Consider the following 26,493-nt stretch of genomic DNA (forward strand, 5'->3'; position numbering starts at 1 on the left):
CTGCCGGCAGGATGCAGTGGAGGCTGTCCGGGTCTTGTTGCGGCACCATCAGGAGGAGTCCTCCTGGTCCGCATCCGGCCTCACGTAGGTCCCGAGGATCACGTCCTTGACGTCCTTCAGCGACGGCTCGGGGGACGGTTCCACGACGGTGCCCTCGATGACCCGGGGCTCCTGCGTGGGAAGTAGGAGTGGCGACAGCAACTCGGCGGTTGCCGCATCAAGTTCCAAGTCTTGAATGGCCCAGCGCATCTCACGCCACGCTCGGTGGATACAGGGATGATCCGCGTGGCCTTCATCCCGGCGGTGTTCTGGGTCTGCGTGCGCGTAGGCCCGCCAGTACCGCTCCTCCAGTAGATGCAGCGCCCACGCGATGGCCGGCGCGGTTGGGTTCTGCCGCACCGCCTGCAGCAGCCGCGCACCCGCTTGGATAACTGAGAGGGCTTCTACGCACCACGCGGGATTGTTCGGATCTTCCTGCTTGAAGATCCAGGTCTCCCCCGCCATCTTGTCCCGGAACAGGCGCACGTTGCTCATCGCCTAGTCCTTGTCGCCGAAGATCGTCTCTACTATGGATTCCAGGATCGTGGGCGGCCGCTCCTCGATACCGACTGGATACGGCTCCTTGAGGATCCCTTCCATCTGTTCAGCGAAGGTCCGTTGAAGTGCCCGCGCATCAACCCCCATTTCTGTGAGTGCCGGCCCCCCGTATTTCCTCATATACTCCTGGACACGCGGATCAGTCTGCCGATCCAGTCGCTTGAAGGCTTCCACGACAACTTCTTCGACGTCATCCCACGCCCGAAGCTCCTGTCCTGTTCGAAGCTTTGTTGCGTGTTCCTTCTTCCGCGCTAGCGCCGCCAGGCGAACATGGTCGTACAAGTCTTTCCTGACGACGGCGCGTTCATCGGCGGTCAGTGGTCTGGAAGGAAGTGGCACATCTTGGGGGACAATGTCACCGAACACGATCAGACTCCTTGTCGGTCGGACTGGTTATCTCAACCGGCGCTGATACCGGCCGTCGTAAGTTCGGATCAAGAGATGCAGCGAGTCACCGAAGTCTGCGGTGAGACCCGTGATCATTTCCGCTGTGGATCCAGCGAAGGTGCGGAAGGTTGCTTCAACCTCTGGGTCGAGCTTCCCGCTGTTTGCCAGCTGCTCGAGGGCGCGGCTGTAACCCTCACCCAACTGCTCGAGTTTCTGGTATGCCGAGAGTGCAGCGTTGGCGCGCACCCGGATAACCGCGTCTGTGAATGAGGCAATGTCTGTCAGGCGCTGGATCTGACGCGACTCGGCAACTTCCAGGGAACCGAAGACCGCAGCCCGCTCCCGCCACTCCTCATCCGGCTCCGTCGGCGTGGCGATGACGTCGTGGATGTACAGGAGCGCGGCGAGGAAGAGGAAGAAGACAGCGATCACCAGGAGACTGCCCATGGTGCCTCCGTCGTAGGCGGTAGCGGCGTCCGTTACCGAAGCTACGACGCTCCCTGAGGGCCTGAAAGAGGGCATACCCCTACACGTTGCGAACGCGCAGGTCAGCGCGGTGAAACTGGAGCTATGAGGCTGGCCGACGGCCAGGAGGGACTAGGTGCCCTGCTGCCGCTTGCGAGCTCGGTAGGCAGCCACCCGCGCACGGGTCTGCGCCCGCGCCTCGTCGAGGTGCGCCTCGCGCCAGCGCTTGTTGCGGTCGCGAGCCCTCTGGCGCTGCTCCTCAAGCTTGGCGAGCCTGGCCTGGGCCTCCTGGAGCTGCCGCTCTAACTCGGCTACCCGGTTGAAGACCTCGACAGGCACTGCCCCGGCTCCCTCCGCAGCCTGCTCGACCGCAGGCTCCGTTGCAGGAGTATGACGCACTGATCCGGCGTCGACATGATCAACTTGCTTGCGATGTAATTTTCCGTCCTCTGACGGCGATCCCCCGTATTCTACCCCCATGACAAAATGGGATTATCGCAGATTCCCTCGTTTTCGGCAAGTCGAACGGCGCGTTTCGTCAGTACTCATCGGTGACTGGAAGTTCGGCTGCCATGTTGTATCGATGAGGTACTAGACCTCCGAAGACAGAAACGCGCATACTAACAGCGGAATGCTATAATCCTTCTGCTGGTTAAGCGTTTGCTGCTTCCTCCAAGTTGTAGTCGGAGGAAGCCGTAAGCGCTTAACGCTTTGAGTTAGACCCGGTCAACTGGTTCTTGAAGCCGGAAACCCAGCCGGTCTCTTGCTTGGGTTTCTTGTACTCGACCCGAGTAACTTCCTCGGACTCGAGGTACTCCTTCGGGTCGGTTGCAACCAGACGGAAGGCCTCTTCCTCGGTCTCGGCCTTCACGGCCCAAACCCGTTTGATTTTGAAGTACTTCATAAAGTCATCACCTCCTTTCTGCTGCGAAAGGGCTTCTTGCGCCGCAGCCGTCCACCTGCATACCGGCGCGCTGACGAGTCAAGACCGGACAGCGCACTGGCCGCCGCCGCAGCGGGGCCGCAGCCGTCTTGACTTGGCTGCCCCGCCGTATGACACAATTGGGGCGGCGGTGGGAGAAGCCCTGTGCGTTAGCACTAGAATAGCGTCCGACCTTGATTCTTATGGATAGTCGGACACCGCTTTGTCAACGCGCTTTCGGCGTCAGCCTCTTATAGCAAAGAGCTGGCGACCGGAGGGTGTGGGAGGAGGGCGACGGATCTGACCATGTGCTCTCCGCAGGAGTCCCCGACCCTGCTCGACAGCCACCGCACCGCAGGGTGTCACCAGCGGTACGGGAGGGGAGTCCGCCGCCACTCCTCTGCTCCTGAGCCACATCTACGACACTGCGGCGGACTCCCCTCCCGACCTCGCCAGAGGACGTCCTCCCACTACAGATGCGCGAAGCCACCGCTGGTGGCACTGATGACACCGCTTGAGGGATCTACCGGGTGGGGTCTACCGGTTGGAGCCGGTACGTCGAGCCGGTACGTCCTCGAGGACTCAGGCGTGCTGTCCGGAGTAGACGTCCTTCGTGGAGGACTGCATCGGCCCCAGGAGACTGACCGGCCGAGGCTGGTGCGGGAGATGCCAGAGGTCGTCGAAGAAGAACCCAACGGGCTGCGTCGTGAGTGGTGACGCGGCAGTGATCAAGAAGATGTCTGCGAGTGCTGGCGCGCCGCGCTTCTGAAGCTCTGCGAGGGTCCAGAGACGCAGTTGGTCACGCCGTGCGGGTGACGGGGTTACGACAGCAACCGTGAGGTTGTCCGTCTCAAACGCTTGGCGGTACGGACCCCTCGCCCAAGCAACGTAGCCGGCAACCTTCTGCCGCCACGATTTCTGATCTTCTGTTGCTCGATCCAGCTCGAGGGCGATGGAGACCGGCGGCTCTCCCCCGACACTCAACTGAAACCACCCGTCGGGTATGACGGCGATCTTGCGCGTGCCAGGTCCAGCTGCGATCTCAACACGGATCGGGTGATGTCGAAGGTCCCGCTCAACGAGGAGCCGCGGACAGGTCACGGCATAGTCCCGGCAGAGTTGATCCGCAGCGATGAGGACATCAACTGCTGCCAACCGGTGAGTCATGAAGGGGTTGTTCTCGGCGGCCTGTCGCTCTTCGGACGGCCGGAAGTACGGCTGGACAGAAACACCCAGCGCCTGGAGGTACTGCCTGCCGTAGCGGTGCAGGGTGAAGACGTGCGGTGCCTGGCCGTACCGCGGCACGGGGAGAGCCCGCAGACGCAGGACATACTCCCCGTCGACGAGCTTCTTGAGCCGGCGCTGCATGTAGCGGTTGTCGTCCAGGAGCTTCGGGTACAGAAGCCGGCTCGCTTGCGCGGCCGTTAAGTAGTGGTACCGGGAGAGCGCCAGCAGGATCGTCTGGTCTGTCTCGGTGATGAGGACTTGGGCGTGTCTCATTGGGCAACGAAAAACCAGAGTATAGACCTGAAATCTTAAGTAATCATTAAATCGCACGTAAGAAGTCTGTAAGGATCTCTTGTTGGCGCCCTGTCCCGGGTCGGGAGTTATTGACTTCCACTCAGGGATATCGATATAATCCGCTCTGTTTTATGACTGAACGGTACGTTGATTTTTCCAAGTTTGATCGTCGGGAAGTTAGTGACGTCTTGACGACGAGCGCAGAAGATGCGCGTGATGTTGCCTTCGGCGCGGGTAGCCACATGACCGTTGCCGGAGGTAAGGCATCACTTGAAGTCTTCCCAACAGCTGGTGTCGCTCGAGTAACAACAGAAGATACCCGTATCGAAGTGCATCGGCTTCCCGGATTCTCAGTTGACGTTGAGAAGAGTCGCGTCGTCTTCGAGCAAGGTGCTCCTGACGACAGAACCCGGCTCATCGTTCGCAGTGACGGCAAGGTGTCGCTTATCCCGGTTCTGCGAGCAACAGAAGCCGCCACGACAGAGCAGTCGCCGGCAACCGATGTAAGACCCACGAAGACCGCGGAATCCGCGTCAGAACGCGCTACAGCGCCGCAGAACACGTCTCCTGTCGCCGGTCAAGAAACCGGTGAGACAGAGATTGTGACCCTCCAAGGTCGTCTCGGACGTGATCCGTGGTTCTCAAGCAACGAAGACTTCCCCATCGCCGGCTTCCCGCTGGCCGTCAACGAGGAGGGCAAGACCACCTGGCACAAGGTCGTCGTCTTCGACGAGCCCGCACGACAGCTCTACGAGCAACACCAGAAGGGGGACGTCCGCAAGGGCCGCCTGGTCGACGTCACCGGCCGGCCGGTCGTGCAGGAGGAGCAGACCCCTCGCGGGGTCAAACGACGAACCGAGTTCCACGCTTCCCAGGTCAGCCGTGTGCGCGCTGTCTCCCGACCTCGTTAGGCACCCCTGCGGGAGGACGCCTTCAGCTCGTTGCCGACTCGCCAGACGTACCGCACAGCGTCGTCCGCCACGTGGGCACTGAAGCCCTGTGCCAGCGCATCTCTCCACCACTCCGCCGCAACAGTCCGGATCGCGTAGGACAGCGACAGTCCCTGTTCCTCGCGGACAGCGAGGATCTCCCTGATCACGACCGGGGTGAGCTCGCGCTCCAGGTCAGCCGTCCGGGGGTAGGTCACGACCCCTCCTGAGCATGGGTGGCTGACCGAGTCTGCAGCTCCCTGCACGGATGGAGCTAGTCCCCTGCTTGTCCTCCTGCCGTGAGGCTTCTTCTGCCGGTGGCGGAAGGAAGGTCTGGAAGGAATCCGACGCCGGCTCTTGGCACGTGTGCCTCTTCATCACGCGTCAGCGTGATCCCCCCTGTGGGGCGAGTGGCCGCTGCTTCGACTCGCTCCCCTTGTCAACTTTTTTCCTCGATCACTTTCTATTCTCACTCAACTCAAGGGGCTGGGAGTGTGTTTTTGCGAGGCGGAGGAGCGGTCAGGAGGTCGGCCGCATGGAGCGGAGCGACAAGGGAGCGCCAGCGACCGTTGGGGCCGACCTCCTGACCGGTAGGCCACTCGCCCCACCCTTCTCCTTCCAGTACTGCTGTGCCGGCCGTGCGGCCGGTACCCCTGACCACCGCAGGTGGTTCTTGGTGTTCCGGCGGGAGCCGGTATGCCTGGCGCGGTCGTTTTTCGAACAACATCAGTGATCGAGTACAAGACAGGGGCGACAGAAAACGCGTGGCGCGCCCGTTTCTCTGTATCTCAAGCACGACGAAACATCCCTATAATCCTCCCGGGTCTAGGGTGCTATGTTGGCTTTCCCCTTATAAGTATCCAACGGACACCAGCGACGTTTTGCAGAAACGAAGCCGGTACACGTTAAGCCCTCTGGCTTCGCTTGAGCATTACTGCATAGGACCGGGAGACGCTTGTTTCAGTCCACTCAGCAGAATCGCTTGCGTCAGGCGTATGACGACTTGACGTCATACTTCGGGTGATTAATACCCTTTGCTCCTTGATATGAGCCTCTCTATCCCTGTTCGCCACCGAAGCGGCAAGAGACATATAAGCAGATTCCTAGTCCGATAACCAGTAACGGGTACCGGTACGGGAACCAGTACGGGTAGGGGTTCCCCTAGGGGTACGGGTACCCGTACGGGTGCGGTCGGTACTATTTTGCCTATTGACAATAGTCGGGAAAAGATCTAATCTCATCTCTGTAGTGTCTAGTGGTGTGAATAACCGCCTGTAAGACACCAAGAACTAGCGAAGAGCTAGCAATGTATGGCAGACGATACGTTTCTCTCAACCGAAGAAGTAGCTAAACTTCTTAGTGTTCATACCAACACAGTGCAACGCTGGATCAAGAGCGGCAAGCTCCCGTCGACAAAGATCGGCCGCGAGTACCGCATACCCCGCAGTGCGATCGAGAACCGAGTTAATCGGGTCGCGCTGGGAACCCGCATCATCGCAATCGCTAACCAGAAGGGTGGCGTCGCCAAGACCACTACGACTCTCAACCTGGCGGCAGGCCTGGCAATGAGAGGTAAGCGTGTCTTGGTCGTTGACCTAGATCCGCAGGGTGGCTCTGGCGTCAGCATCGGCATAGCAACAGACTCGCTCAATAGAACCGTCTATAACGTCCTGATGCGGGAAGAAGCCGGCTTCAGCGACATCATCCTCAAGACAAAGTTCGGGTTTGATCTCGCACCATCCAACATCGACCTTGCCGGCGCAGAGATAGAACTCAAGCAGTTGTTGGCATCCGAGCAGGTACTCAAGCGCAAACTGGAAGAAGTTGCGGACGAGTACGACTACATCCTCCTTGATTGTCCGCCCAGTCTTGGCATGCTCACTGTCAATGCCCTGACAGCGGCGAATGAGGTTTTCATCCCTATGGCCATGGAGCTGCTGGCACTTCGCGGCCTGGACATGCTTGCCCGGACTATCCGAAACATCCGAGCGATCACGAATCCAAACCTACAGTATCTCGGCATGCTGGGCACAAAGTACGACCGGACAACTTTAAACAGTAAAGAGATCTTTGAGACACTCCAGGAGGCTGCACAGAACTCTGGTATCCATCTCTTCAACACTTACATCCCGGACACCGTTCGCTTCAAAGAATCGCCACGATATAAGGCTCCTCTTGTCGTGGAGCAACCCAGCCACGAAGGCGCGAAGGCTTATATGACAGTTGTGGAGGAGATTATCAATGGCTAGCAAACGCCCGCCGATTGAAGTTGCCGAACTAACCCAGAACCTCAAAGAGTCCACGGGGAAAGGTCTTGGTGCGTTCTTTCCATCATCTACACCCTCGGAGCAACTCCAGGGGGTACCCCCACCAGTCCCCCCAGGGGTACGGGAAGAGGTACGGGTTCCCCCCAAGCAGCAGCTCATACCGAGAACGAAACGGAAAATGAAGGAGCGGCAGCCCTTCGACGTGTTCGAGGACCAGTACCTACTGCTCAAGAAGGTCTCAGACGCCGAACGAAACTATGTTAATGGGCGAGGCATGAACTTCATGGTGCGCGAAGCACTCGACGACTACATCAAGAAGCACGACCTCATTGAAGTAGCTCGACAGATTTCGGACAACCAGAAGTAGTCACCACAAGCAGGGAAGATCAAGTCACTGGGGGTACCGCTAGGGGTACCCCAACCCGTACCCCGTACGGGTCCCCCTGACTTACGAAAAATTAGGATTCGGGATGCCGTCCGCCCCGAAAGAGTCGAGGATGTACGTAACCGAACTTGGACCAAGCCCGAGCGGTGCTCCAATCGCCCGAAGGCTCATTCCCTGGCGGCGCAGCCGGCGGATCACCTCTACTCGCTGATCTTTGGACCAACGTATTTCCCTCAAGTGCGACAGGTGTTGTTCGCAGTAGGCCTCCCACAGCGACACCTGACCGCTGTGCTTGAGCGCACGATATGACCCGAGAATGTCACGGATGACGCTGTTGCTTTCCTTGGTCAGCTTCGTGAAGACGACCTCACCTTCACCACGTGGGCCGTCCTCGTTGGCCTCTATCTCCTGCGACTCAACGACCCACCCCTGCGCCACGGCGACGAGCTCCTCGTAGGTGACGTCGATGAAGTACTCCTGACCTCCCAGCTTCAAGCCCAACTTTGCGGCATGCTCGATCAGGAGGCTCTCGACGATGTGCCAGTGCAGGTGAGGCTCGGACAGCCAGCACCTGGCGATTCGTCCCCCGAAGCGAGAGACGTCGTACTCGTGCTGCTTGGCTCGAGTACGAGGGGCATCCGTTCTGCCGACCTTGACGATGGTCGCGGGACCTACCGCGAACTCGATGACGTAGACGTAGCCGAGCGGATCAAGTTTGCGGCTGCGCATAGGCCACGACGACCAGGGAGTCTGCACGCTGGCGACGGTAGCGACCACTGGTGACATCTCATCTCGGACGCGCCAGGAGAGAAACTGCCGACCATGGCCGCGAGTCTCGGACGACAGGACAAGTGAGCACAGTCTCTACACGCGATCGCCAAGTCCAAGCCGGCGGTGTGCCTCTCGTGCCCGCTCGTCAGCTGTCGAAGCCGCGTACCTCCTGAGCATCTGCGGACTGCGCCAGCCCATCAGCCGCATGAGGTCGGTCTCGCCGCCGCCGTTGGCGTTCCAGCGGTGCGCCGCGGTGTGGCGGAACTGGTGCGCGTGCAGGCCGGGGATCCCGACTTCGTTGCCGCGCCGCTCGAGCATTTGCCGGATACCATCAGCACCCAAGGGACCGCGACCCTTCTCAGCAAGCCAGAGCGCCAGGGAGTCAGCCCACCGATCCCGATCCCGCAGCCGCAGGTACCGACCGATCGCCTGGGCGGTCTTGAGGCCGAAGGGCACGATCCGGACGCGGGAGCCCTTGCCGATGACGGTGATGTCCCGCTCCTCGAGGGAGACGTCAGTGGTCGTCAGCGCCGCGATCTCGCCGCGCCGGCACCCGGTGTCCAGGAAGAGCCGGATGATCGCCGCGTCACGCCGGTCGACGAAGTCCCGGCCGTCACAGGCTGTCAGCAGTGCCCGCAGCTGGTCGTCAGTGAGGACTGGCACCGGCTGCTCAGGGACTGCCGGCGGTCGCATGCGCTCCATCGGGGAACGGTCGATCTCTTCCTCCCGGACGAGCCAGCCGAAGAACTGCTGGAGTGCTCGGAAGTTGAGGGAGCAGGTCGACGGCTTCCACTCCTTGTTCATGTCCGCCATGAACAGGGCGAGGTCTGTCCGCGTGAGGGCTCGAGGGTCTGCCGGTCCCTGATGTACCTCAGTCCACTGCGCCAGCTTGTCGACAGCACCCAGGTAGAGACGGAGCGTGTTGGGAGACTTGCCCTCTGCTTCCAAGGAGGTCGAAAAGTCTCGCCGGAGTACCTGCCACTGTGTGGCCATGGTCACAAGGTTACGCGGTCACTAAGCGCTGTGCTAGTGAGTCGATCACTCCGACCCAGACAGAAGCCCAGGTCAGAGCGGGGAAGTGGGCGCGGCCGGGATCGAACCGGCGACCGCTCGCTTGTAAGGCGAGAGCTCTCCCGCTGAGCTACGCGCCCCGCGTGCCCAGGGTAGAGGAAGGACCCCCCTGCCCCCCGCCACTCGCGAGCTCGCGGCGGGACCCTGCGGGGGGGCCGTGCCGGGCGGGGATCAGGCGGCCAGCTCGGCCACGGCGTCCTTCCAACCCGACTGCTCGCGGGCGTCGCCGGGGCCGTTGACCTCGGCGAACGCGACGCGGCCCTCGGCGTCGACGAGGAAGGTGCCGCGCACCGCCATGCCGGCCTTGTCGTTGAACACGCCGTAGGTCTGGGCGACGGCGCCGTGCGGCCAGAAGTCCGACAGCAGCGCGAAGTCGAAGCTCTCCTGCTCGCGCCACGCCTTGAGGGCGGGGGCCGGATCGGTGCTGAGCGCGAGCACCCGCACGCCGGCATCGGTGTAGGTCGCCAGCTCGTCGCGCAGCTGGCACAGCTCGCCGGTGCAGATCCGGGAGAAGGCGAAGGGGTAGAAGACCAGCAGGACCGGCGTCCCGCGCAGGTCGGCCAGCGACACGACCTGGCGGTCCTGGTCGGGCAGGCTGAACTCGGGCGCGACGTCCCCGACGGAGAGGCTCATGCGCCGATCGTGCCCCACCTGCCGGAGCCGGGTCAGGGTGGCCACCCCTCAGCAGCCCACGCCGAGCCGGCCGACGTCCTGGAACGGCCAGCCCTCAGGGGCCCGCCCGCCCCGTCCAGGGTCCCGCCCTGAGCCTGCGAAGGGTGGGCAGGACGGGGTCCTTATACGACGCGTGGGGGGAGGGGTGGTCCTTCTTCAGCGGCGGCTGCGCGCGGCCTTGGGGGTGACCAGGCGGATGCCGGACCAGTCCTTGGCCGCGGAGACGCTGCTGGTCTGCGACAGACCCGCGGTCGGGGCGACCTCGGTGACGTCACCGGGCTCGACGTGGCCCGGGCGACCGGACTTGGGCACCAGCAGCCACACGACGCCGTCGTCGGCGAGCGACGTGATCGCGTCGGTCAGCGCGTCGAAGAGGTCGCCGTCGTCCTCCCGCCACCACAGGAGCACGACGTCGGCCACCTCGTCGGTGTCCTCGTCGACCATCTCGCTGCCGGAGACCTCGACGATGGAGTCCCGCAGGTCCTCGTCGGCGTCCTCGTCCCAGCCGAGCTCCTGCACGACCATGCCCGGCTTGATGCCCAGCCGGGCCGCCATGCTGGCGCTGCCCGAGTCGACGCTCATCCCTGCTGTTCCTCCATGGGTTCCGATGCTGCTGACCGGGGGACACGTCCGTGCCCGCGCCGGCGGGGTGTCGTGGGGATGGGACGCGCGGCCCGGGGGTCGGGGTGTGGCGGACCGCAGGTGGACAGGACACGACCAGCGGGAGACCTCCCCCGCAGCCCGGTCATGTCACCCCTTCCCGTCCGCACCGGTCACCCCGCCTCGGGTGTCCGAGGCCACGGCCGGCGTAGGCGGAAAGCGTAGGGCATGCCTGGTCAGGTGCAAGTGTGTCGAGGGGTGGCCGGAACGGCCGTCATCCCGACTGGTGGGCGACCGGCGTGACGTGCACCCCACTCGCGGGGGACGATGTGCCCATGAGCGCTCCGCAGCAGTCGGGCGGCGACCCCGCCCGCGACGCCGGCAACGAGACCGGACGGGCCCGCGCGGTCATCACCGACGGCCTCCCCAGCCAACTGGTCGACACCGACCCCGACGAGACCAGCGAGTGGCTGGAGTCGCTGGACGCCGTGGTCGACCACGCCGGCCGCGGCCGCGCCCGCTACCTCATGCTCCGCATGCTGGAACGCAGCCGCGCGCAGCAGGTCGGCGTCCCCGGCCTGCGCAGCACCGACTACATCAACACGATCACGCCGGAGCGGGAGCCGTGGTTCCCGGGTGACGAGGACGTCGAGCGCCGGATCCGCTCCTACATCCGCTGGAACGCCGCGATCATGGTGCACCGGGCGCAGCGTCCGGGGATCGGCGTCGGCGGCCACATCTCCTCCTACGCCTCGTCGGCCTCCCTCTACGAGGTCGGCTTCAACCACTTCTTCCGCGGCAAGGACCACCCCGGCGGCGGCGACCAGATCTGGTTCCAGGGCCACGCCTCCCCCGGCATCTACGCCCGCGCCTTCCTCGAGGGCCGGCTCACCGAGCAGCAGATGGACGGTTTCCGCCAGGAGGTCAGCCACCCCGGCGGCGGGCTGTCGAGCTACCCGCACCCCCGGCTGATGCCGGAGTTCTGGGAGTTCCCCACCGTCTCGATGGGCCTCGGCCCGATGAACGCGGTCTACCAGGCGCGGTTCAACCGCTACCTGCACGCCCGCGGCATCAAGGACACCTCCGACCAGCACGTGTGGGCCTTCCTGGGCGACGGCGAGATGGACGAGCCCGAGTCGCTGGGCGTGATCGGCCTCGCCGCCCGCGAGGAGCTGGACAACCTCACCTTCGTCATCAACTGCAACCTGCAGCGGCTCGACGGCCCGGTGCGCGGCAACGGCAAGGTCATCCAGGAGCTGGAGTCCTTCTTCCGCGGCGCCGGGTGGAACGTCATCAAGGTGATCTGGGGCCGGGAGTGGGACCCGCTGCTGGCCGCCGACCGCGACGGCGCGCTGGTCAACCTCATGAACCAGACGCCGGACGGCGACTACCAGACCTACAAGGCCGAGGACGGCGCCTTCGTCCGCGAGCACTTCTTCGGCCGGGACCCGCGCACCCGCAAGCTCGTGGAGAACATGAGCGACAAGGAGATCTGGAACCTCTCCCGCGGCGGGCACGACTACCGCAAGGTCTACGCGGCGTTCAAGGCGGCGGTGGAGCACAGGGGGCAGCCCACGGTCATCCTCGCCAAGACCATCAAGGGCTGGACCCTCGGCAGCCACTTCGAGGGCCGCAACTCCACCCACCAGATGAAGAAGCTGACCGCGGAGGACCTCGCCGGGTTCCGCGACCGGCTCTACCTGCCGATCCCCGACGAGCAGCTCGACAAGACCCTGCCGCCGTACTACAAGCCCGACCCGGACTCCGACGAGATGCAGTACATGCTCGAGCGGCGCCGGCAGCTGGGCGGCGCGGTGCCGCGGCGCCGGTCGGAGTTCAAGACGCTCAAGGCGCCCGAGGACAAGGCCCTCGAGGTGCTGCGCCGCGGCTCGGGCAAGCAGGAGGTGGCGACGACGATGGCGTTCGTCCGCCTGCTCAAGGAGCTGCTCAAGGACAAGGAGCTCGGCCCGCGCTTCGTGCCGATCATCCCGGACGAGGCCCGCACCTTCGGGATGGACTCCCTCTTCCCGTCGCAGAAGATCTACAACCCGGCCGGCCAGCGCTACACCTCGGTCGACCGCGAGCTGATGCTGGCGTACAAGGAGTCCGAGCAGGGCCAGATCCTGCACGAGGGCATCAACGAGGCGGGCTCGACGGCGTCGTTCACCGCCGTCGGCACCTCCTACGCCACGCACGGCGAGCCCATGGTCCCGATCTACATCTTCTACTCGATGTTCGGGTTCCAGCGGACCGGCGACTCGTTCTGGGCGGCCGCCGACCAGATGACCCGCGGCTTCGTCCTCGGTGCCACCGCCGGCCGGACGACGCTCAACGGCGAGGGCCTCCAGCACGAGGACGGCCACTCGCTGCTGCTCGCGCACACCAACCCGGCCGTCGTCTGCTACGACCCCGCGTTCTCCTACGAGGTCGGGCACATCACCAAGGACGCGCTGGCCCGCATGTACGGCGACGACCCGGGCGCCCCGCTGGGCGGCTCCCGCTCGCCCGACGTCATGTACTACCTGACGATCTACAACGAGCCGTACCGCCAGCCGGCCGAGCCGGAGGACCTCGACGTCCAGGGCCTGCTGGCCGGCATGTACCTGTACGCACCGGGCCAGGGGGACGGCGTCAAGGCGCAGGTGCTGGCCTCCGGCGTCGCGGTGCCGTGGGCGCTGCGCGCGCAGGAGCTGCTGGCGAACGACTGGGGCGTGTCGGCCGACGTGTGGTCGGTGACGTCGTGGAACGAGCTGCGGCGGCAGGCCGACGCGGCCGAGGAGCACAACCTGCTGTACCCGGAGGACGAGCCGCAGGTCCCGTACGTGACCCAGCGGCTGCAGGACGCCCCCGGGCCGGTCGTGGCGGTGTCGGACTGGATGCGCGCGGTGCCCGACCTCATCGCGCCGTACGTCCCCGGCGGGATGGCGACGCTGGGCACCGACGGGTTCGGCCTCTCCGACACCCGCCCGGCACTGCGGCGGCACTTCCACGTCGACGCCGAGTCGGTCGTCGTCCGGGTGCTGGCCTCGCTGGCCCAGCGCGGCGAGGTCGACCGGGACGTCGTCCGCCAGGCGGTGGAGAAGTACCAGATCCGCGACGTGCAGGCCGCGCCCGAGGAGGAGCGGTCCGACCCGAGCCCGGCGACCTGAAAGAGGACCCCGTCCTGCCCACCCTTCGCCAGCTCAGGGCGGGACCCGGGACGGGGCCGCCCGCGGCCGGCGATGGCCACCGTGACGTGGCCGTCGTCGGCGGCGGGGTGGTGGGGCTGACCTGCGCGCTCGAGCTCGCGCGCGCCGGGCACCGGGTCCGGGTGCACACCGCCGACCGGATCGCGGCGACCACCTCCGCGGTGGCCGCCGCGATCTGGTTCCCGTACCGGGCAGCGCCCGCGGACGCCGTGCTGCGGTGGGGCGCCGCCTCGCTCGGGGTCCTCACCCGGCTGGCCGCCGATCCGGCGACCGGGGTGACGCTCCGGCCCGGCACGTTCGTGCACCGCACGCCCGAGCCCGACCTCTGGTGGACACCCGGCGTAGCCGACGTCCGTCCGGCGACCCCGGAGGAGCTCCCGCCCGGCGCCCCCGCCGGCACCCGCTGCACGCTGCCCGTGGTCGACACCGGCCGGTACCTGCCCTGGCTGGTCGGCGCATGCGCCTCGGCCGGGGTGCAGACCGTGCCGGGCCGGGTCGCCGCGCTCGGCGAGGTGGCCGGGGACGTCGTCGTGGTGGCCGCGGGACTGGCCGCGGGGGCCCTCCTCGACGACGACTCCTGCGTGCCCGTGCAGGGCCAGGTGGTGCGGCTGGCCGACCCGGGCCTGAGCGGCTGGGTGCTGGACGACGACAACCCGGCCGGGCTCACCTACGTCGTCCCCCGCGGGCGGGACGTCGTCTGCGGGGGCACGGCGGTGGAGGGCGCCACCGGCACCGAACCCGATCCCGAGGTGGAGGCCGCGATCCTGGCGCGGGCGTGCGCACTGGTCCCGGAGCTGCGCGGACAGCCGGTGCTGTCACGGGCGGTGGGGCTGCGGCCGGGCCGGCCCACCGTCCGGCTGGAACGGCTGGAGGTCGGCGGGCGACCGGTGGTGGCCTGCTACGGGCACGGCGGCGCCGGCGTCACCCTCTCCTGGGGCTGCGCCGCCGACGTCGTCGGCCTCGTCTGGTGAAGGACCGCGTCCTCCCCTCCAAGGGCCCCCTTGCTCCCCGCCACTCGCAGGCTCGCGGGGGGGGCCCTGCAAGGGGGCCGTCAGGGCTCGGGGCGGTGCCCCGGACGGGCCTCAGGCGACCAGGGCGTCCAGCGCCATCGCGGCGTAGAGGGCGGCTCCGGCCGACAGCGCGTCCTCGTCGAAGACCACCAGGTTGGAGTGGTTGCCGGCGGCGCTCGCCGGATCGGCTCCCGGCGGGCAGGCGCCCAGGAACGCCATCGCGCCGGGCACCCGCTGCAGCACGTAGGAGAAGTCCTCCGCGCCCATGAGCGGCTCGGCGGCGACGACGCTGCGCTCCGGGCCGACGAGCTCCCCCGCGATCGCCAGCACCCGGTCGGCGACCGCCGGGTCGTTGGCCGTGACCGGGTAGCCCTGCCTGTGCACGAAGTCGATCCGCATGTCGTGCGCCGCGGCCACGTGCGTGGCGACCCGCCGGACCGAGGCGACGACGTCGGCCCGCCGCTCGGGCGAGAGGGTGCGGATGGTGCCCTGCAGGTAGGCGGTGTCCGGGATGACGTTGTCGGTGGAGCCGGCCACCAGGTTGGCCACCGTCACCACCGCCGGGTCGAACACCGGGGCGCGGCGGGTGACCATCGACTGCAGCGCCAGCACGATCTCCGCGGCCACCGGCACGGGGTCGGCGGCGGCATGCGGCATCGAGGCGTGCCCACCCCGGCCGCGGACGGTGACCTCCCAGTGGTCCGCCGCGGCCATCATCGGCCCGGGCCGCACGCTGACCACGCCGCTGGGCTGGTTGGCGAAGACGTGCAGCGCGAACGCCCCGACGACCGGCGCCTCCGGGACGGCGTCCAGCAGCCCCTCCTCGAGCATGTACCGCGCCCCGTGGAAGCCCTCCTCCCCCGGCTGCAGCATGAGCAGGACCTGGCCGGCGATCTCGTCCCGGCGCTCGGCGAGCAGCCGGCCGGCGCCCAGCAGCATCGCGGTGTGCAGGTCGTGCCCGCAGGCGTGCATCGCGCCGGGCACCTCGGAGGCGAACGGCAGCCCGGTGTCCTCGTGCACGGGCAGGGCGTCCAGGTCGGCGCGCAGCAGGTAGGTGGGGCCGGGGCGGGCGCCGCGCAGCACGCCGACCACCGAGGTCGTGCTCGTCCCGGTCGTCACCTCCACCGGCAGCCCGGCGAGCTCCTCGAGCACGGTGGCCTGGGTGCGCGGCAGGTGCAGCCCGATCTCCGGGGCGCGGTGCAGCCGGCGGCGCAGGTCCACGGTGCGGTCGGCGTCGGCACGGGCAGCGGCCAGCAGGTCTGCGGCGGGGATGGGCATGCCGACACTCTCCCAGGGTTCAGGTGCGGGCCCATGCCGGGCGGGTGACGTCCAGCTGCCAGACCACCGCGGTCGCGGGACCGGACACCGGGCCGCCGGCCTGCTGCTCGACGCGGACGCCGTCGGGACCGGCCAGCACGAGCAGCCCCGGCGGCACGGTCGCCGACGTCCCGTCCTCCACCGTCTCGATCCACAGCCGGGCGTCGGGCCGGCCGAGGTCCACCCAGCCGTCCGCGTTCGGGTGCACCTCGTGTGCGGCGTCGTCCCCGGGACGGGCGCTGCGCAGGTAGGTCTGCAGGACGTGCGCGCCGCCGTCCCCGGCGACCTCGTCGTGCTCCAGTCCGGTGCCGGCGCGGAGGACGGCGACGTCCCCGGCGGTCAGCACCGCACCGCTCGCCCACGCGTGCCGCAGCGAGCCGGCCAGCACCACCGCGACGACGTCGACCGCACGGTGCGGGTGCCGCCCGTACCCGGTGCCGGGCGCCAGCCGGTCGTCGGCCAGGCGCAGCAGCGGGCCGAGCGAGCCGTCGTCGGGCTCCAGCAGGACCTCGGAGGTCAGGGTCACGGTGGTCCTCCTGTTCGCTCACGCGCCTGTCCGCTCACGGTCCCTCGGGGTGGGAGCGCGCCGCGGCCGCCGGGCAGGGCGTCGAAGGCGACCGCCACCAGCAGCGTCCAGGTCACCCCCAGCGCCCAGCCGCCGACGACGTCGGAGAGGAAGTGCACGCCCAGCCACATCCGGGTCAGCCCGACGAGGACGACCAGGGCCAGCCCGGCCGCGAGGGCGAGCCGGCGGTGTCGGGTGGGGAGCCGCGGCCAGGCCAGCACGAGGGCGATGGTCACGAGCGTGGCGATGCCCGAGGAGTGACCGCTCGGGAAACTCAGGGTGTCGTAGCCGGCGCCGCCGTTCTCGAACGCCGGGCGCACCCGGCCGAACGCCTCCTTGAGCAACGCGGTCACCGGGCCGACCAGCACGTTGGCCGCGACCACCCAGCCCGCCGTCCGCCACGCCCTGCGGGTGCCCAGCCAGAACAGCACGGGCAGCGAGACCACCACCCGGAACCAGGTGACGCCGGGGGTGGTGAGCACCTCCAGCAGCACGTCGGTGGCGACGGAGCGGTCGTCGCCGGCGTAGAGCGCGCGGCTGACCGCGTCGTCGAGCCGGACCTGCGGCGCCCAGCCGGCCAGCACCCCGGCGCCCAGGGCGAGCAGCACCACGCTCCCCGCGCCGGACGCCGCCAGTGATCGCCGGACCGTCGTCCGCCGGGGGTCCCGCTGCACCACTGGTGTCACACCCTCGCGTCCCACCCCTCCACTCTCCCCGACGGCGTCCTGCGTGCCACGCTGGCCGCTGTGTCCGACCGGGTCAGCAGGCGCCCGCCCTCCGCCGCCACCCTGCGGCGGCTGGAGCGCGCCTCCGGGTCGCTGTCGACCCGCGCCGTCGCGCGGATGGACGACGAGCTGCCCTGGTTCCGGACCATGCCCGCCGACCAGCGGTCCTGGGTGATGCTCGTCGCCCAGGCCGGGCTGGCCTCCTTCGTCGAGTGGTGCCGCAGCCCGGACCGCCCGCCGCGGCTGACCGGCGAGGTCTTCGGCGCCGCCCCGCGGGAGCTGGCCCGCGTCGTGCCGCTCAAGCACACCGTCGACCTGGTGCGGGTGACCGTCGAGGTGATGGACGACTTCGTCGAGACGGTCGCCGAGCCGGGGGACGTCGACGTGCTGCGGCTGGCGGTGCTGCAGTACAGCCGCGAGGTCGCCTTCGCCACCGCGCAGGTCTACGCCAGCTTCGCCGAGAGCCGCGGTGCCTGGGACGCCCGCCTGGAGGCCCTGCTGGTCGACGCGCTGGTCCGCGGGGAGCGCTCCGACGAGCTCTCCGGGCGGGCCTCGGCGCTGGGCTGGGCGGGGATGAACCCGGTGACCGTGCTGGTCGGCACGGCGCCGTCGGACGGCGACGTGCACGGCGCCACCCGCCGGGCCGCGCGGCAGGTGCGCAGCGAGGTGCTCGTGGGCGTGCACGCCGACCAGCTGGTCGTCGTCCTGGGCGGGTCGTCGGACCTGCAGTCCGCGGCCGAGCGGGTGAGCGACGAGTTCAGCCCCGGCCCGGTGGTGATGGGCCCCGTCGTCGACGGCCTCGGCCGGGCCGGCGACTCCGCGGCCGCCGCGCTCGCCGGGCTGCGCGCCGCCCGCGCCTGGCCGGGCGCGCCGCGGCCGGTGGCGGCCGACGCACTCCTGCCCGAGCGGGCCCTGGACGGCGACCCGACCGCCCGCGCGACGCTGCAGGAGCGGATCGCGGTGCCGCTGCAGGCCGCCGGCGGCGAGGTCCTCGAGACGGTGCGCGCGGTGCTCGCCAGCGGGGGCAACCTGGAGGCCAGCGCCCGCGCGCTGTTCGTGCACCCCAACACCGTCCGGTACCGGCTGAAGCGGGCCACGGAGATCACCGGGGTCTCGACCACCGACCCGCGCGGCGGCTGGACCGTGCAGGTCGCCCTCGCCCTCGCCGCCCTCGACCAGGACCGCTCGCTCTGGCACTGAAGGAGGACCTCCTCGCCCCCGCCGTCGAAGGACCCGCCCTCCCCACCCCTCGCAGGGTCAGCGCGGTGCCTCGGACGGGGCCGACGGCGGGCCCCTGCACGAGGAGGTCACACCAGCGCACAGTGCGGTTCCCACCACATCACCGGGGGTGACACCCCGCGAGAACCCGGTCCTGTTGTGGAGACCCTCCAAAGAGCAGTGGTGTCCTTTCGTGCCGCTCCCCACCGCGGGGCGCCGGGATGTCTGCAACGGTGAGATACGTGCTGGCCGTCCTCGCCCCCGGACAGGGTGCGCAGAAGCCCGGGATGCTCACCGACTGGCTCGAGCTGCCCGGCGCAGAGTCCTTCTTCCGCTGGGCGGGTGCGATCGCCGACGCCGACCTGCTCGCGCTGGGCACCACCGGCGACGCCGAGGCCATCAAGGACACCGCGGTCACCCAGCCGCTGGTCGTCGCGATGAGCCTGTTCGTCGCCCGCGAGCTCGGCGGCCTGCCCGGCCCGGTGGCGCACACGCCCCAGGCCGGCCGGGACGTCGTCATCACCGGGCACAGCGTCGGCGAGCTCACCGCGGCCGCGCTGGCCGGGGTGCTCAGCGTCGAGGCGGCGATCGCGCTGACCGCCGTCCGCGGCCGGGCGATGGCCGCCGCGTGCGCGCAGACGCCGACCGGCATGTCCGCCGTCATCGGGGGCGACCCCGACGAGGTGACCGCGGCGCTGGAGGAGCACGGGCTGACCCCCGCCAACATGAACGGCGGCGGGCAGGTCGTCGCGGCCGGCCCGCTCGAGGGGCTGGCCGCGCTCAAGGCCGCCCCGCCGGCCAGGGCCCGGGTCCTGCCGCTGCCGGTGGCCGGCGCCTTCCACACCCGGTACATGGCCCCTGCGCGCGCCGAGCTCGAGGGCCTCGTCGGCGGCCTGCGCCCCGCCGAGCCCAGCCGGCTGCTGCTCTCCAACGCCGACGGCGCCGCGGTGACCAGCGGCCAGGAGGTGCTGTCCCGGCTGGTCAGCCAGGTCACCAGCCCGGTGCGGTTCGACGCGTGCCTGGCCACTCTGCGCGACCTCGGCGTCTCGGCGGTCATCGAGCTGCCCCCCGCCGGCGCGCTGGCCGGCCTGGCCAAGCGCGAGTGGAAGGACAGCGACGTCGAGGTGCTCGCGGTCAGCAGCCCGGCCGACCTCGACCGTGCCCGCGCCCTGATCGAGACCGAGCGCGGCCGCCCCGAGCCCGACCACCTGCCCGACTGGCGGGTCGTCGTCTCCCCCCTGCGCGGCACGGTCAGCCCCGCCGCCATCGCCGAGGGCACCCAGCTGCCGGCCGGTACGCCGCTGGGCCGGATCCGCAGCCGTCGTGCGGAGGCCGACGTCTCCGCCGGGTACGACGGGGTCCTCGCCGAGTGGCTGGTCCAGGACGGCGACCTCGTCGACGCCGGCGACCCGATCGCGCGGCTCTACCCGGAGGTGCAGGCATGAGCGGACTCCAGCTGACCACCGGGGCGCCCGGCGCGCGGATCCTCGGCTTCGGCAGCTACCGGCCGCGCCGCCGGGTCACCAACGACGAGCTCGCGCAGACCATGGACACCAACGACGAGTGGATCCAGGCGCGCGTGGGCATCGCCGAGCGCCGCTGGGCCGAGCCCGACGAGACGCTGCTGGAGATGAGCGTGGCGGCCGGGGGCAAGGCGCTGGCCGCCAGCGGCCTGGACGCCTCCGAGGTCGACCTGGTGCTGCTCGCCTCGGCCAGCCTGCCGCGGCCGATCCCGGGCCTGGCACCCGAGGTCGCGCACCGGCTCGGCGCCCAGCGCCCCGGCGCGTTCGACCTCAACGCCGGGTGCGCCGGCTGGTGCTACGCGCTCAGCGCCGCCGCCGACGCCATCCGCAGCGGCTCGGCGCGCAACGCCCTGGTCATCGGCGGCGAGCGGCTGACCGACTACACCGACCTCACCGACCGCACCACCGCGGTGATCTTCGCCGACGGGGCCGGCGCCGCCGTGCTGGGCGCGTCGGACACCCCCGGCGTCGGGCCCGTCGTCTGGGGCAGCGACGGCGACCAGTCCAGCGCCATCGCCATCCCCGAGGGCGAGAAGGCGATGAGCATGGCCGGCCAGGCCGTGTACCGCTGGGCCACCACCCGGCTCACCGCCACGCTGCTGACGGCCATGGAGCGCGCCGGCGTCGGCCCCGAGGACATCGACGTCTTCGCCCCCCACCAGGCCAACCTGCGCATCGTCGAGTTGATGGCCAAGCGCCTCCGGCTGCCCGAGCGCACCGTCATCGCCCGCGACATCGTCCGGTCGGGCAACACCTCGTCGGCCTCCGTCCCGCTGGCGCTGTCGGCGCTGCTGGAGTCCGGGGAGGCCAAGAGCGGTGACCTCGCCCTGATCCTGGGGTACGGGGCCGGTCTCACCTTCGCCGGCCAGGTCGTCGTCCTGCCCTGACCGGCCCCACAGACCCCCGGGCCACAGGGGCCCGACGGCGGGAGTGCCCCGCCCCACCCGAGAGAGAGGACCGCGCGTGAGCGAGGACATCCAGACCGGTCTGGCCGAGATCCTGGAGGAGGTCGCGGGCGTGGCGCCTGCCGACGCCACCCCGGAGAAGTCGTTCACCGAGGACCTCGACGTCGACTCCCTGTCGATGGTCGAGATCGCCACCGCGGTCGAGGACAAGTTCGGCGTCGCCATCCCCGACGACGAGCTGGCCAACATCAAGACCGTCGGCGACGCCATGAGCTACATCCAGAAGAACAAGGCCTGAGAGGACCCCGCTGCCCCCGCCGGCCCCGTCCCGAGGCTCGTCCCGAGCCTGCGAGGGATGAGGAGGATGGGGTGTTCTCACCTGCAGCGGGGCCACGCCTGACCCCTGATCGCTCGTCCCAGGAGGAACCCGTCATGAGCACGTCCGTCGGCGACGTCGTCGTCACCGGTCTCGGTGCCACCACGCCGCTCGGGAGCGACGTCGCCAGCACGTGGGACGCGCTGCTGGCCGGGCGGTCGGGGGTCAGCCGGATCACCGACGACTGGGTCAAGGACTTCCCAGCCCAGCTCGTCGCCCGGCTGGCCGCCGACCCGGCCGGGCAGCTCGACCGCGTCCGCGCCCGCCGCCTGGACCGCAGCCAGCAGGTGGCCGCGGTCGCCGCCGAGGAGGCCTGGCGCGACTCCGGGGCCGCCGACGCAGGCGTCGCCCCGGAGCGGGTCGCCGTCGTCTTCGGCACCGGCATCGGCGGTGCGCTGACCCTGCTCGGCCAGGACGACATCCTGGAGGAGAAGGGCCCCAAGCGGGTCTCGCCCTTCACCATCCCGATGCTCATGCCCAACGGCCCGGCCGCCGCGGTCGGGCTGGCCATCGGCGCCAGGGGCGGCGTGCACGCCCCCGTGAGCGCCTGCGCCTCCGGCGCCGAGGCGATCCGCTGGGGCCTGGACCTGCTGCGCTTCGACCGCGCGGACGTCGTGCTGGTCGGCGGCGCGGAGGCCTGCGTGCACCCGCTACCGATGGCCGGCTTCGCGGCGATGCGCGCGATGAGCACCCGCAACGACGAGCCCGGCCGCGCCTCCCGCCCGTTCGACAAGGCCCGCGACGGCTTCGTGCTCGGCGAGGGCGCGGCCGCGCTGGTGCTCGAGCGCGGCGACGCGGCCCGCGCCCGTGGCGCGCGCATCCACGCCCGGCTGGCCGGCGCCGGCGGCACCGCTGACGGCTACGACCTGGTCGCGCCGCACCCCGAGGGCGAGGGCGCCGGCCGGGCGATCGCCGCCGCCGTCCGCGACGCCGGGCTGGCCCCCACCGACATCGGCCACGTCAACGCGCACGCCACCTCCACACCGGTCGGTGACACCGCGGAGGCCGCGGCCATCCGCAGCACCATCGGCGAGCACGCCCTGGTGACGGCGACGAAGAGCCAGACCGGCCACCTGCTCGGCGCGGCCGGGGCGCTGGAGTCGGTCTTCACGATCCTCGCGCTGCGCGAGCAGATCGTCCCGGCGACGGCCAACCTCGACGACCCCGACGACGACCCGGCCGTGCAGGCCCTCGACATCGTCCGGCGGGAGCCGCGCAAGGCGTCCCTCACCGCCGCGGTCAACGACTCCTTCGGCTTCGGCGGCCACAACATCGCGCTGGTGTTCACCACCGCCTGAGAGCGGACCCCGCTGCAGGGCCCCACCACTCGCGAGCTCGCGGCGGGGCCCTGCAGTGGGGCCAGCACAACCGCCTGGGCCGGCCGCGTGCCCGCCCGGGCCGTCCCCGCACGCCGCGTCCGGCCCGTGGAGGTCCCGTGAGCACGCTCCAAGCCGTTCCCCCCGCCGTCGCCCCGGACCCGCGCGACCCCGAGGACCGCCTGGCGCGGTTCTTCGACACCGGCTCGATGTCCCTGCTGGCGCCCCGCGACACCTCCGGTGTGGTGGCGGCCCGAGGCACGGTGTCGGGCACCCGGGCGGTCGCCTTCTGCACCGACGCCACAGTGATGGGCGGCGCCATGGGCGTCGACGGGTGCCGGCACATCGTCGACACCATCGACACCGCCCTGCGCGAGCGCATGCCGGTCGTCGGCGTCTGGCACTCCGGCGGCGCCCGGCTGGCCGAGGGCGTCACGGCGCTGCACGCGGTCGGCGAGGTCTTCGAGGCGATGGTGCGGGCCTCCGGGCGCGTCCCGCAGATCTCGGTGGTCCTCGGCCCGGCCGCCGGCGGCGCGGCGTACGGCCCGGCGCTCACCGACCTGGTGATCATGGGCCCGGCCGGCCGGGTGTTCGTCACGGGCCCGGACGTCGTCCGCTCGGTCACCGGCGAGGACGTCGACATGGAGAGCCTCGGGGGGCCGGACACCCACGGCCGGCGCAGCGGCGTCGTGCACGTGGTGACCGACTCCGAGCAGGCGGCGCTGGGGACCGCCCGGCAGGCCGTCGACCTGCTGGCCGCACAGGGCTCCTTCGCCCCGGCCGAGGGTGAGCCGGACGCCGACCTCGGGGCGCTGCTGCCCGAGCGGGCCAACCGCGCCTACGACGTCAAGCCGCTCGTGGCCGCCGTCCTCGACGGCCCGGCGCTGGAGCTGCACCCGCGCTGGGCGCCCAACATCGTCACCGCGCTGGGCCGGCTGGCCGGCCGCACGGTCGGCGTGATCGCCAACAACCCCCTGCGGCTGGGCGGCTGCCTGGACTCGGCCTCGGCGGAGAAGGCGGCCCGCTTCGTGCGCATGTGCGACGCCTTCGGCGTCCCGCTGGTCGTGCTGGTCGACGTCCCCGGTTACCTGCCCGGCGTCGGCCAGGAGTGGGACGGCGTGGTCCGCCGGGGCGCGAAGCTGCTGCACGCCTTCGCCGAGGCGGTGGTGCCCCGGGTGACGCTGGTGACCCGCAAGTCCTACGGCGGGGCCTACATCGCGATGAACGCCCGCTCGCTCGGCGCCACGGCGGTGTTCGCCTGGCCGGGGGCCGAGGTCGCGGTCATGGGCGCCAAGGCCGCCGTCGGCATCCTGCACCGCAAGAAGCTGGCCGCCGTCCCGCCCGGCGAGCGCGAGGCGCTGCACGCGCAGCTGGCCGCGGAGCACGAGCGGATCGCCGGTGGCGTGAACCGGGCCCTGCAGATCGGCGTGGTCGACGAGGTGGTCGACCCCGCGCGGACCAGGCGGCGGCTGGTGGCCGCCCTGGCGGCGGCGCCGTCCGGCCGCGGGGCGCACGGCAACATCCCGCTGTGAGCGCACGCGACCGGGCCCGGCACCTCCGCGGAGGTGCCGGGCCCGGTCGTGGAGCGGGTGCTGGTCGTCCGGACGCCGCTTCCCCGACGACGTCCGGACGACCGGTCTGAGCCTACGACGAGAGGTTCGGGGGCGCCGCCCCGTCGTGGCCGGTTCGTGATGAAGTCGAAGGTGGAAGGACCCCGGTGCCCCCCACCACTCGCAAGCTCGTGCCGGGCCCCTGCACCAGGGCCTAGACCACCTGGTGCAGCCAGGTGACCGGGCTGCCGTCGCCCGCGTGCCGGTAGACCTCGAGGTCGGCGTCCCAGGCGGCGCCGAGCAGCTCGTCGACGCCGTGGCGGAACGCCTCGATGGAGGTGGCGTGGGCCGCGAGGTTGCGCAGCTGCTGCTCGCTGACGACGAGGTCGCCGTTGGCGCTCGTGGGCGCGCGGAAGACGCCGTGGCCGGGCACGTACGACATGCGCTCACCGTCGTTGCCGTAGCTGGCCTCTTCGGTGACCTCGAAGCGCAGCATCGGCCACGCGCGGAGCGCAGCGACGAGCTTGGCACCCGTACCGGGAGCACCGGTCCAGGCGACCTCGGCACGGTAGGAACCGTGCGCCGCGGGCTGGTCGGCCCACGACAGGGAGACCGGCGCGCCGATGACGCGCTCGAGCGCCCACTCGACGTGCTGGCAGAGCGCCTTCGGGCACGCGTGCACGAAGACGACACCCTGGGTAGACCGTCGCTGCACGGGGCACCTCCATCGACTCGATCGGTCTCGTCTTCCCCAACGGACGATCGATTCGGTGACAGGCTGTGTTCGGCGATCTCGGACCCGGGGTCCTGGTGACAGTGTGCACGATGGCCACCCGATCGCGCCAGTGCGGACGGGACAGTTGCGTCCGGTGTGACGGGATGGTTCTGCGCTCAGCGCCTACGTGCTGGTCAGTGGCGTACTGGCGCGGTCCGGCCGACGATCCCTGATCCACCGCCACCCCACACGCCGTCCACAGGATCTCCCCCGCGGGTCCACAGGAGGTCACGGTACGAACGGGTTCGTGCCGGAATCCGCTCACGCTCGGTAGCTGCGATCCGGGCGAGGGACCCGCGTCGGTTCAGGGGGCGAGCACGGTGACCCGGTTGCCGCCGGCGCCCTTGGCCCGGTACATGGCCTGGTCGGCGCGGCCGAGGACCTCGTGCCCCTCGTCGCCGGGCCGGACGTCGGTGACGCCGACGCTCGCGGTGACGCCGACGCCGGCACCGATCCGGGCCACGGCGTCCCGCAACCGAGCGGCCAGGGCCTCGCTCCCGCCGGGGTCGACCTCCGCGAGGACGGCGAACTCGTCGCCGCCGAGCCGGGCCACCGTGTCGGTCTCCCGCACCACGCCGCCCAGCGCGGCGGTGACCGCCCGCAGGACGGCGTCCCCGGCGGCGTGGCCGCTGCGGTCGTTGACGCCCTTGAAGCCGTCCAGGTCCACCAGGCAGACCACCCACCCCTCGTCGGTGCCGGCCGCGGCGCGGTCCAGCCGGTCCAGGAATGCCCGGCGGTTGAGGCAGCCGGTCAGCGGGTCGGTGGCGGCGAGCACCTCGGAGGTGCGCAGCAGCAGCTGCTGGCGGTCGTAGGACTCCCACTGGTTGGCCGAGGCCATCGCGCACAGCACGGTGTAGGTGGCCATGACGACCGCGATGAAGGACGCCGAGGAGTCCAGGTCGCCGCCGGCGACGCAGACCAGGTAGGCCCCGGTCATGACGGCGCCCATCGCGACGACGCCCCACGGCGGGTAGGCCACGGCCAGGAAGCCGAGGGTGATGAACAGCAGCGCGTACAGCGGGCTGTCCGCCCCGCCGTCCACCCGGGCGCCGAACACGACCAGACCGGTGACCGCGAAGCTCCAGCCGTAGAACAACAGGCTGCCGCGGCGGTCGCGGACCATCTTCGCGACGGGCAGGACGAGCAGCAGCGGCGCGCCCAGGAACGCCGTGCCGGCCAGGCCCAGGAGGACGGCGGTGCGCGTCACGGTGCCGGGGGTCAGGAGCGCGTACCCCACGACGGCCAGGGCGGAGGCCTCGGTGAGCCAGACCCCCAGGCGCACGTGCCGCACCCAGGAGGCGGCGCGGTCGTCGTCGGCGGCCAGCTGCCGGTAGAGCGCGGTCCGCAGCACGGCCCAGCGGCCGCGCCCCCCGCTCCCGCGGGGCGAGCGGCGGTCCACCACCGGCCTGTCGTCCACGGGCACACCATCGACGTGGAG

At 69.8% G+C, this 26,493-nt stretch carries 27 protein-coding genes and 1 tRNA gene; 11 read left to right on the top strand and 17 right to left on the bottom strand.

The annotated features are described in order from the left end of the window. Positions 1 to 48: 48 nt before the first annotated feature. From ACWIX7_RS02635 to ACWIX7_RS02660, 6 genes are all read right to left on the bottom strand, one after another. Positions 49 to 534, bottom strand: a complete 486-nt coding sequence (locus ACWIX7_RS02635) for a hypothetical protein (protein ID WP_448620074.1) — start codon at positions 532 to 534, stop codon at positions 49 to 51. 3 nt (positions 535 to 537) lie between these two features. Next, complete coding sequence (locus ACWIX7_RS02640; RefSeq protein ID WP_448620075.1) at positions 538 to 963, bottom strand: hypothetical protein; 426 nt, start codon at positions 961 to 963, stop codon at positions 538 to 540. A gap of 27 nt (positions 964 to 990) precedes the next feature. Then, positions 991 to 1,431 (bottom strand): hypothetical protein, encoded by a 441-nt coding sequence (locus tag ACWIX7_RS02645; protein ID WP_448620076.1) that lies wholly within the window; start codon positions 1,429 to 1,431, stop codon positions 991 to 993. A 150-nt stretch (positions 1,432 to 1,581) separates the two neighbouring features. Next, positions 1,582 to 1,788, bottom strand: coding sequence for a hypothetical protein (locus ACWIX7_RS02650; protein ID WP_448620077.1), 207 nt, complete (start codon positions 1,786 to 1,788; stop codon positions 1,582 to 1,584). Between the two features lie 364 nt (positions 1,789 to 2,152). Beyond that, positions 2,153 to 2,353, bottom strand: coding sequence for a hypothetical protein (locus ACWIX7_RS02655; RefSeq protein WP_448620078.1), 201 nt, complete (start codon positions 2,351 to 2,353; stop codon positions 2,153 to 2,155). Positions 2,354 to 2,953: 600 nt separating this feature from the next. Then, the gene (locus ACWIX7_RS02660) at positions 2,954 to 3,871 is read right to left on the bottom strand and encodes a replication-relaxation family protein (protein WP_448620079.1); all 918 of its coding nucleotides are present in this window, start codon (positions 3,869 to 3,871) and stop codon (positions 2,954 to 2,956) included. A 152-nt stretch (positions 3,872 to 4,023) separates the two neighbouring features. On the opposite strand from ACWIX7_RS02660, the gene ACWIX7_RS02665 reads away from it, so the two are divergent. After that, the gene (locus tag ACWIX7_RS02665) at positions 4,024 to 4,803 is read left to right on the top strand and encodes a single-stranded DNA-binding protein (protein ID WP_448620080.1); all 780 of its coding nucleotides are present in this window, start codon (positions 4,024 to 4,026) and stop codon (positions 4,801 to 4,803) included. Here the strand turns inward: ACWIX7_RS02665 and ACWIX7_RS02670 are convergent. Next, positions 4,800 to 5,039: a hypothetical protein gene (locus ACWIX7_RS02670; protein WP_448620081.1), complete on the bottom strand. Its 240-nt coding sequence runs from the start codon at positions 5,037 to 5,039 to the stop codon at positions 4,800 to 4,802. The two genes, ACWIX7_RS02665 and ACWIX7_RS02670, sit on opposite strands and share 4 nt — an antisense overlap. A 1,092-nt stretch (positions 5,040 to 6,131) precedes the next feature. Here ACWIX7_RS02670 and ACWIX7_RS02675 point away from each other — a divergent pair. After that, positions 6,132 to 7,070, top strand: a complete 939-nt coding sequence (locus tag ACWIX7_RS02675) for an AAA family ATPase (RefSeq protein WP_448620082.1) — start codon at positions 6,132 to 6,134, stop codon at positions 7,068 to 7,070. Beyond that, the gene (locus ACWIX7_RS02680; RefSeq protein WP_448620083.1) at positions 7,063 to 7,455 is read left to right on the top strand and encodes a hypothetical protein; all 393 of its coding nucleotides are present in this window, start codon (positions 7,063 to 7,065) and stop codon (positions 7,453 to 7,455) included. The genes ACWIX7_RS02675 and ACWIX7_RS02680 overlap by 8 nt, the downstream gene beginning before the upstream one ends. A gap of 81 nt (positions 7,456 to 7,536) precedes the next feature. On the opposite strand, the gene ACWIX7_RS02685 is transcribed toward ACWIX7_RS02680, so the two are convergent. The 5 genes from ACWIX7_RS02685 to ACWIX7_RS02705 form a co-directional block, all read right to left on the bottom strand. Beyond that, positions 7,537 to 8,229 (bottom strand): GIY-YIG nuclease family protein, encoded by a 693-nt coding sequence (locus ACWIX7_RS02685; RefSeq protein WP_448620084.1) that lies wholly within the window; start codon positions 8,227 to 8,229, stop codon positions 7,537 to 7,539. 108 nt (positions 8,230 to 8,337) lie between these two features. Continuing rightward, positions 8,338 to 9,237, bottom strand: a complete 900-nt coding sequence (locus ACWIX7_RS02690; protein ID WP_448620085.1) for a tyrosine-type recombinase/integrase — start codon at positions 9,235 to 9,237, stop codon at positions 8,338 to 8,340. Between the two features lie 86 nt (positions 9,238 to 9,323). Continuing rightward, positions 9,324 to 9,395: transfer RNA gene (locus tag ACWIX7_RS02695), tRNA-Val, on the bottom strand. 91 nt (positions 9,396 to 9,486) lie between these two features. Next, positions 9,487 to 9,948 (bottom strand): peroxiredoxin, encoded by a 462-nt coding sequence (locus ACWIX7_RS02700; protein WP_448620086.1) that lies wholly within the window; start codon positions 9,946 to 9,948, stop codon positions 9,487 to 9,489. Between the two features lie 195 nt (positions 9,949 to 10,143). Beyond that, a complete protein-coding gene (locus ACWIX7_RS02705; RefSeq protein ID WP_012949524.1) occupies positions 10,144 to 10,569 on the bottom strand; it encodes a DUF3052 domain-containing protein in 426 nt (141 codons plus the stop codon). Positions 10,570 to 10,922: 353 nt separating this feature from the next. Between ACWIX7_RS02705 and aceE the strand changes: the two genes are divergently transcribed. Both aceE and ACWIX7_RS02715 read left to right on the top strand, forming a co-directional pair. Further along, on the top strand, positions 10,923 to 13,736 hold the full coding sequence (aceE, locus tag ACWIX7_RS02710) for a pyruvate dehydrogenase (acetyl-transferring), homodimeric type (RefSeq protein WP_448620087.1): 2,814 nt from the start codon (positions 10,923 to 10,925) through the stop codon (positions 13,734 to 13,736). An 86-nt stretch (positions 13,737 to 13,822) separates the two neighbouring features. Beyond that, positions 13,823 to 14,746: an FAD-dependent oxidoreductase gene (locus tag ACWIX7_RS02715; protein ID WP_448620088.1), complete on the top strand. Its 924-nt coding sequence runs from the start codon at positions 13,823 to 13,825 to the stop codon at positions 14,744 to 14,746. 111 nt (positions 14,747 to 14,857) lie between these two features. On the opposite strand, the gene ACWIX7_RS02720 is transcribed toward ACWIX7_RS02715, so the two are convergent. Genes ACWIX7_RS02720 through ACWIX7_RS02730 form a run of 3 tightly spaced genes read right to left on the bottom strand, consistent with a single transcriptional unit; the run spans position 14,858 to position 17,275 of the window. Continuing rightward, on the bottom strand, positions 14,858 to 16,063 hold the full coding sequence (locus ACWIX7_RS02720; protein WP_448620089.1) for a M20 metallopeptidase family protein: 1,206 nt from the start codon (positions 16,061 to 16,063) through the stop codon (positions 14,858 to 14,860). 19 nt (positions 16,064 to 16,082) lie between these two features. Then, the gene (locus tag ACWIX7_RS02725; RefSeq protein WP_448620090.1) at positions 16,083 to 16,628 is read right to left on the bottom strand and encodes a pirin family protein; all 546 of its coding nucleotides are present in this window, start codon (positions 16,626 to 16,628) and stop codon (positions 16,083 to 16,085) included. Beyond that, positions 16,625 to 17,275 (bottom strand): phosphatase PAP2 family protein, encoded by a 651-nt coding sequence (locus ACWIX7_RS02730; RefSeq protein WP_448620091.1) that lies wholly within the window; start codon positions 17,273 to 17,275, stop codon positions 16,625 to 16,627. The genes ACWIX7_RS02725 and ACWIX7_RS02730 overlap by 4 nt, the downstream gene beginning before the upstream one ends. Positions 17,276 to 17,413: 138 nt before the next feature. On the opposite strand from ACWIX7_RS02730, the gene ACWIX7_RS02735 reads away from it, so the two are divergent. From ACWIX7_RS02735 to ACWIX7_RS02760, 6 genes are all read left to right on the top strand, one after another. Next, complete coding sequence (locus ACWIX7_RS02735) at positions 17,414 to 18,592, top strand: PucR family transcriptional regulator (RefSeq protein WP_448620092.1); 1,179 nt, start codon at positions 17,414 to 17,416, stop codon at positions 18,590 to 18,592. Between the two features lie 251 nt (positions 18,593 to 18,843). Continuing rightward, entirely contained in the window at positions 18,844 to 20,055 is a 1,212-nt protein-coding gene (locus tag ACWIX7_RS02740; RefSeq protein WP_448620093.1) for an acyltransferase domain-containing protein, read from the top strand. Next, complete coding sequence (locus ACWIX7_RS02745) at positions 20,052 to 21,020, top strand: beta-ketoacyl-ACP synthase III (RefSeq protein ID WP_448620094.1); 969 nt, start codon at positions 20,052 to 20,054, stop codon at positions 21,018 to 21,020. Before ACWIX7_RS02740 ends, ACWIX7_RS02745 begins: the two co-directional genes overlap by 4 nt. 76 nt (positions 21,021 to 21,096) lie before the next feature. Next, positions 21,097 to 21,336, top strand: coding sequence for an acyl carrier protein (locus ACWIX7_RS02750; protein ID WP_012949533.1), 240 nt, complete (start codon positions 21,097 to 21,099; stop codon positions 21,334 to 21,336). Between the two features lie 134 nt (positions 21,337 to 21,470). Then, positions 21,471 to 22,712, top strand: a complete 1,242-nt coding sequence (locus tag ACWIX7_RS02755) for a beta-ketoacyl-[acyl-carrier-protein] synthase family protein (RefSeq protein ID WP_448620095.1) — start codon at positions 21,471 to 21,473, stop codon at positions 22,710 to 22,712. A gap of 137 nt (positions 22,713 to 22,849) precedes the next feature. After that, positions 22,850 to 24,262 carry an acyl-CoA carboxylase subunit beta gene (locus ACWIX7_RS02760; RefSeq protein ID WP_448620096.1) on the top strand — a complete coding sequence of 471 codons (1,413 nt, stop codon included), beginning with the start codon at positions 22,850 to 22,852 and terminating at the stop codon, positions 24,260 to 24,262. 232 nt (positions 24,263 to 24,494) lie between these two features. Here the strand turns inward: ACWIX7_RS02760 and ACWIX7_RS02765 are convergent, their stop codons facing one another. Together ACWIX7_RS02765 and ACWIX7_RS02770 are read right to left on the bottom strand one after the other, a co-directional pair. After that, entirely contained in the window at positions 24,495 to 24,995 is a 501-nt protein-coding gene (locus ACWIX7_RS02765) for a DUF3145 domain-containing protein (protein ID WP_012949536.1), read from the bottom strand. A gap of 364 nt (positions 24,996 to 25,359) precedes the next feature. Beyond that, positions 25,360 to 26,472, bottom strand: a complete 1,113-nt coding sequence (locus tag ACWIX7_RS02770) for a diguanylate cyclase (protein WP_448620097.1) — start codon at positions 26,470 to 26,472, stop codon at positions 25,360 to 25,362. Positions 26,473 to 26,493 lie beyond the last annotated feature (21 nt).

This window comes from Geodermatophilus sp. URMC 65, assembly GCF_053502545.1.

Excerpts from the sequence above, each read along its gene's own strand:
- ACWIX7_RS02635 (WP_448620074.1), bottom strand. The coding sequence starts at position 534 with ATGAGCAACGTGCGCCTGTTCCGGGACAAGATGGCGGGGGAGACCTGG.
- ACWIX7_RS02645 (WP_448620076.1), bottom strand. The coding sequence starts at position 1,431 with ATGGGCAGTCTCCTGGTGATCGCTGTCTTCTTCCTCTTCCTCGCCGCG.
- ACWIX7_RS02655 (WP_448620078.1), bottom strand. The coding sequence starts at position 2,353 with ATGAAGTACTTCAAAATCAAACGGGTTTGGGCCGTGAAGGCCGAGACC.
- ACWIX7_RS02660 (WP_448620079.1), bottom strand. The coding sequence starts at position 3,871 with ATGAGACACGCCCAAGTCCTCATCACCGAGACAGACCAGACGATCCTG.
- ACWIX7_RS02665 (WP_448620080.1), top strand. The coding sequence starts at position 4,024 with ATGACTGAACGGTACGTTGATTTTTCCAAGTTTGATCGTCGGGAAGTT.
- ACWIX7_RS02675 (WP_448620082.1), top strand. The coding sequence starts at position 6,132 with ATGGCAGACGATACGTTTCTCTCAACCGAAGAAGTAGCTAAACTTCTT.
- ACWIX7_RS02680 (WP_448620083.1), top strand. The coding sequence starts at position 7,063 with ATGGCTAGCAAACGCCCGCCGATTGAAGTTGCCGAACTAACCCAGAAC.
- ACWIX7_RS02690 (WP_448620085.1), bottom strand. The coding sequence starts at position 9,237 with ATGGCCACACAGTGGCAGGTACTCCGGCGAGACTTTTCGACCTCCTTG.
- ACWIX7_RS02700 (WP_448620086.1), bottom strand. The coding sequence starts at position 9,948 with ATGAGCCTCTCCGTCGGGGACGTCGCGCCCGAGTTCAGCCTGCCCGAC.
- ACWIX7_RS02705 (WP_012949524.1), bottom strand. The coding sequence starts at position 10,569 with ATGAGCGTCGACTCGGGCAGCGCCAGCATGGCGGCCCGGCTGGGCATC.
- aceE (WP_448620087.1), top strand. The coding sequence starts at position 10,923 with ATGAGCGCTCCGCAGCAGTCGGGCGGCGACCCCGCCCGCGACGCCGGC.
- ACWIX7_RS02720 (WP_448620089.1), bottom strand. The coding sequence starts at position 16,063 with ATGCCCATCCCCGCCGCAGACCTGCTGGCCGCTGCCCGTGCCGACGCC.
- ACWIX7_RS02745 (WP_448620094.1), top strand. The coding sequence starts at position 20,052 with ATGAGCGGACTCCAGCTGACCACCGGGGCGCCCGGCGCGCGGATCCTC.
- ACWIX7_RS02755 (WP_448620095.1), top strand. The coding sequence starts at position 21,471 with ATGAGCACGTCCGTCGGCGACGTCGTCGTCACCGGTCTCGGTGCCACC.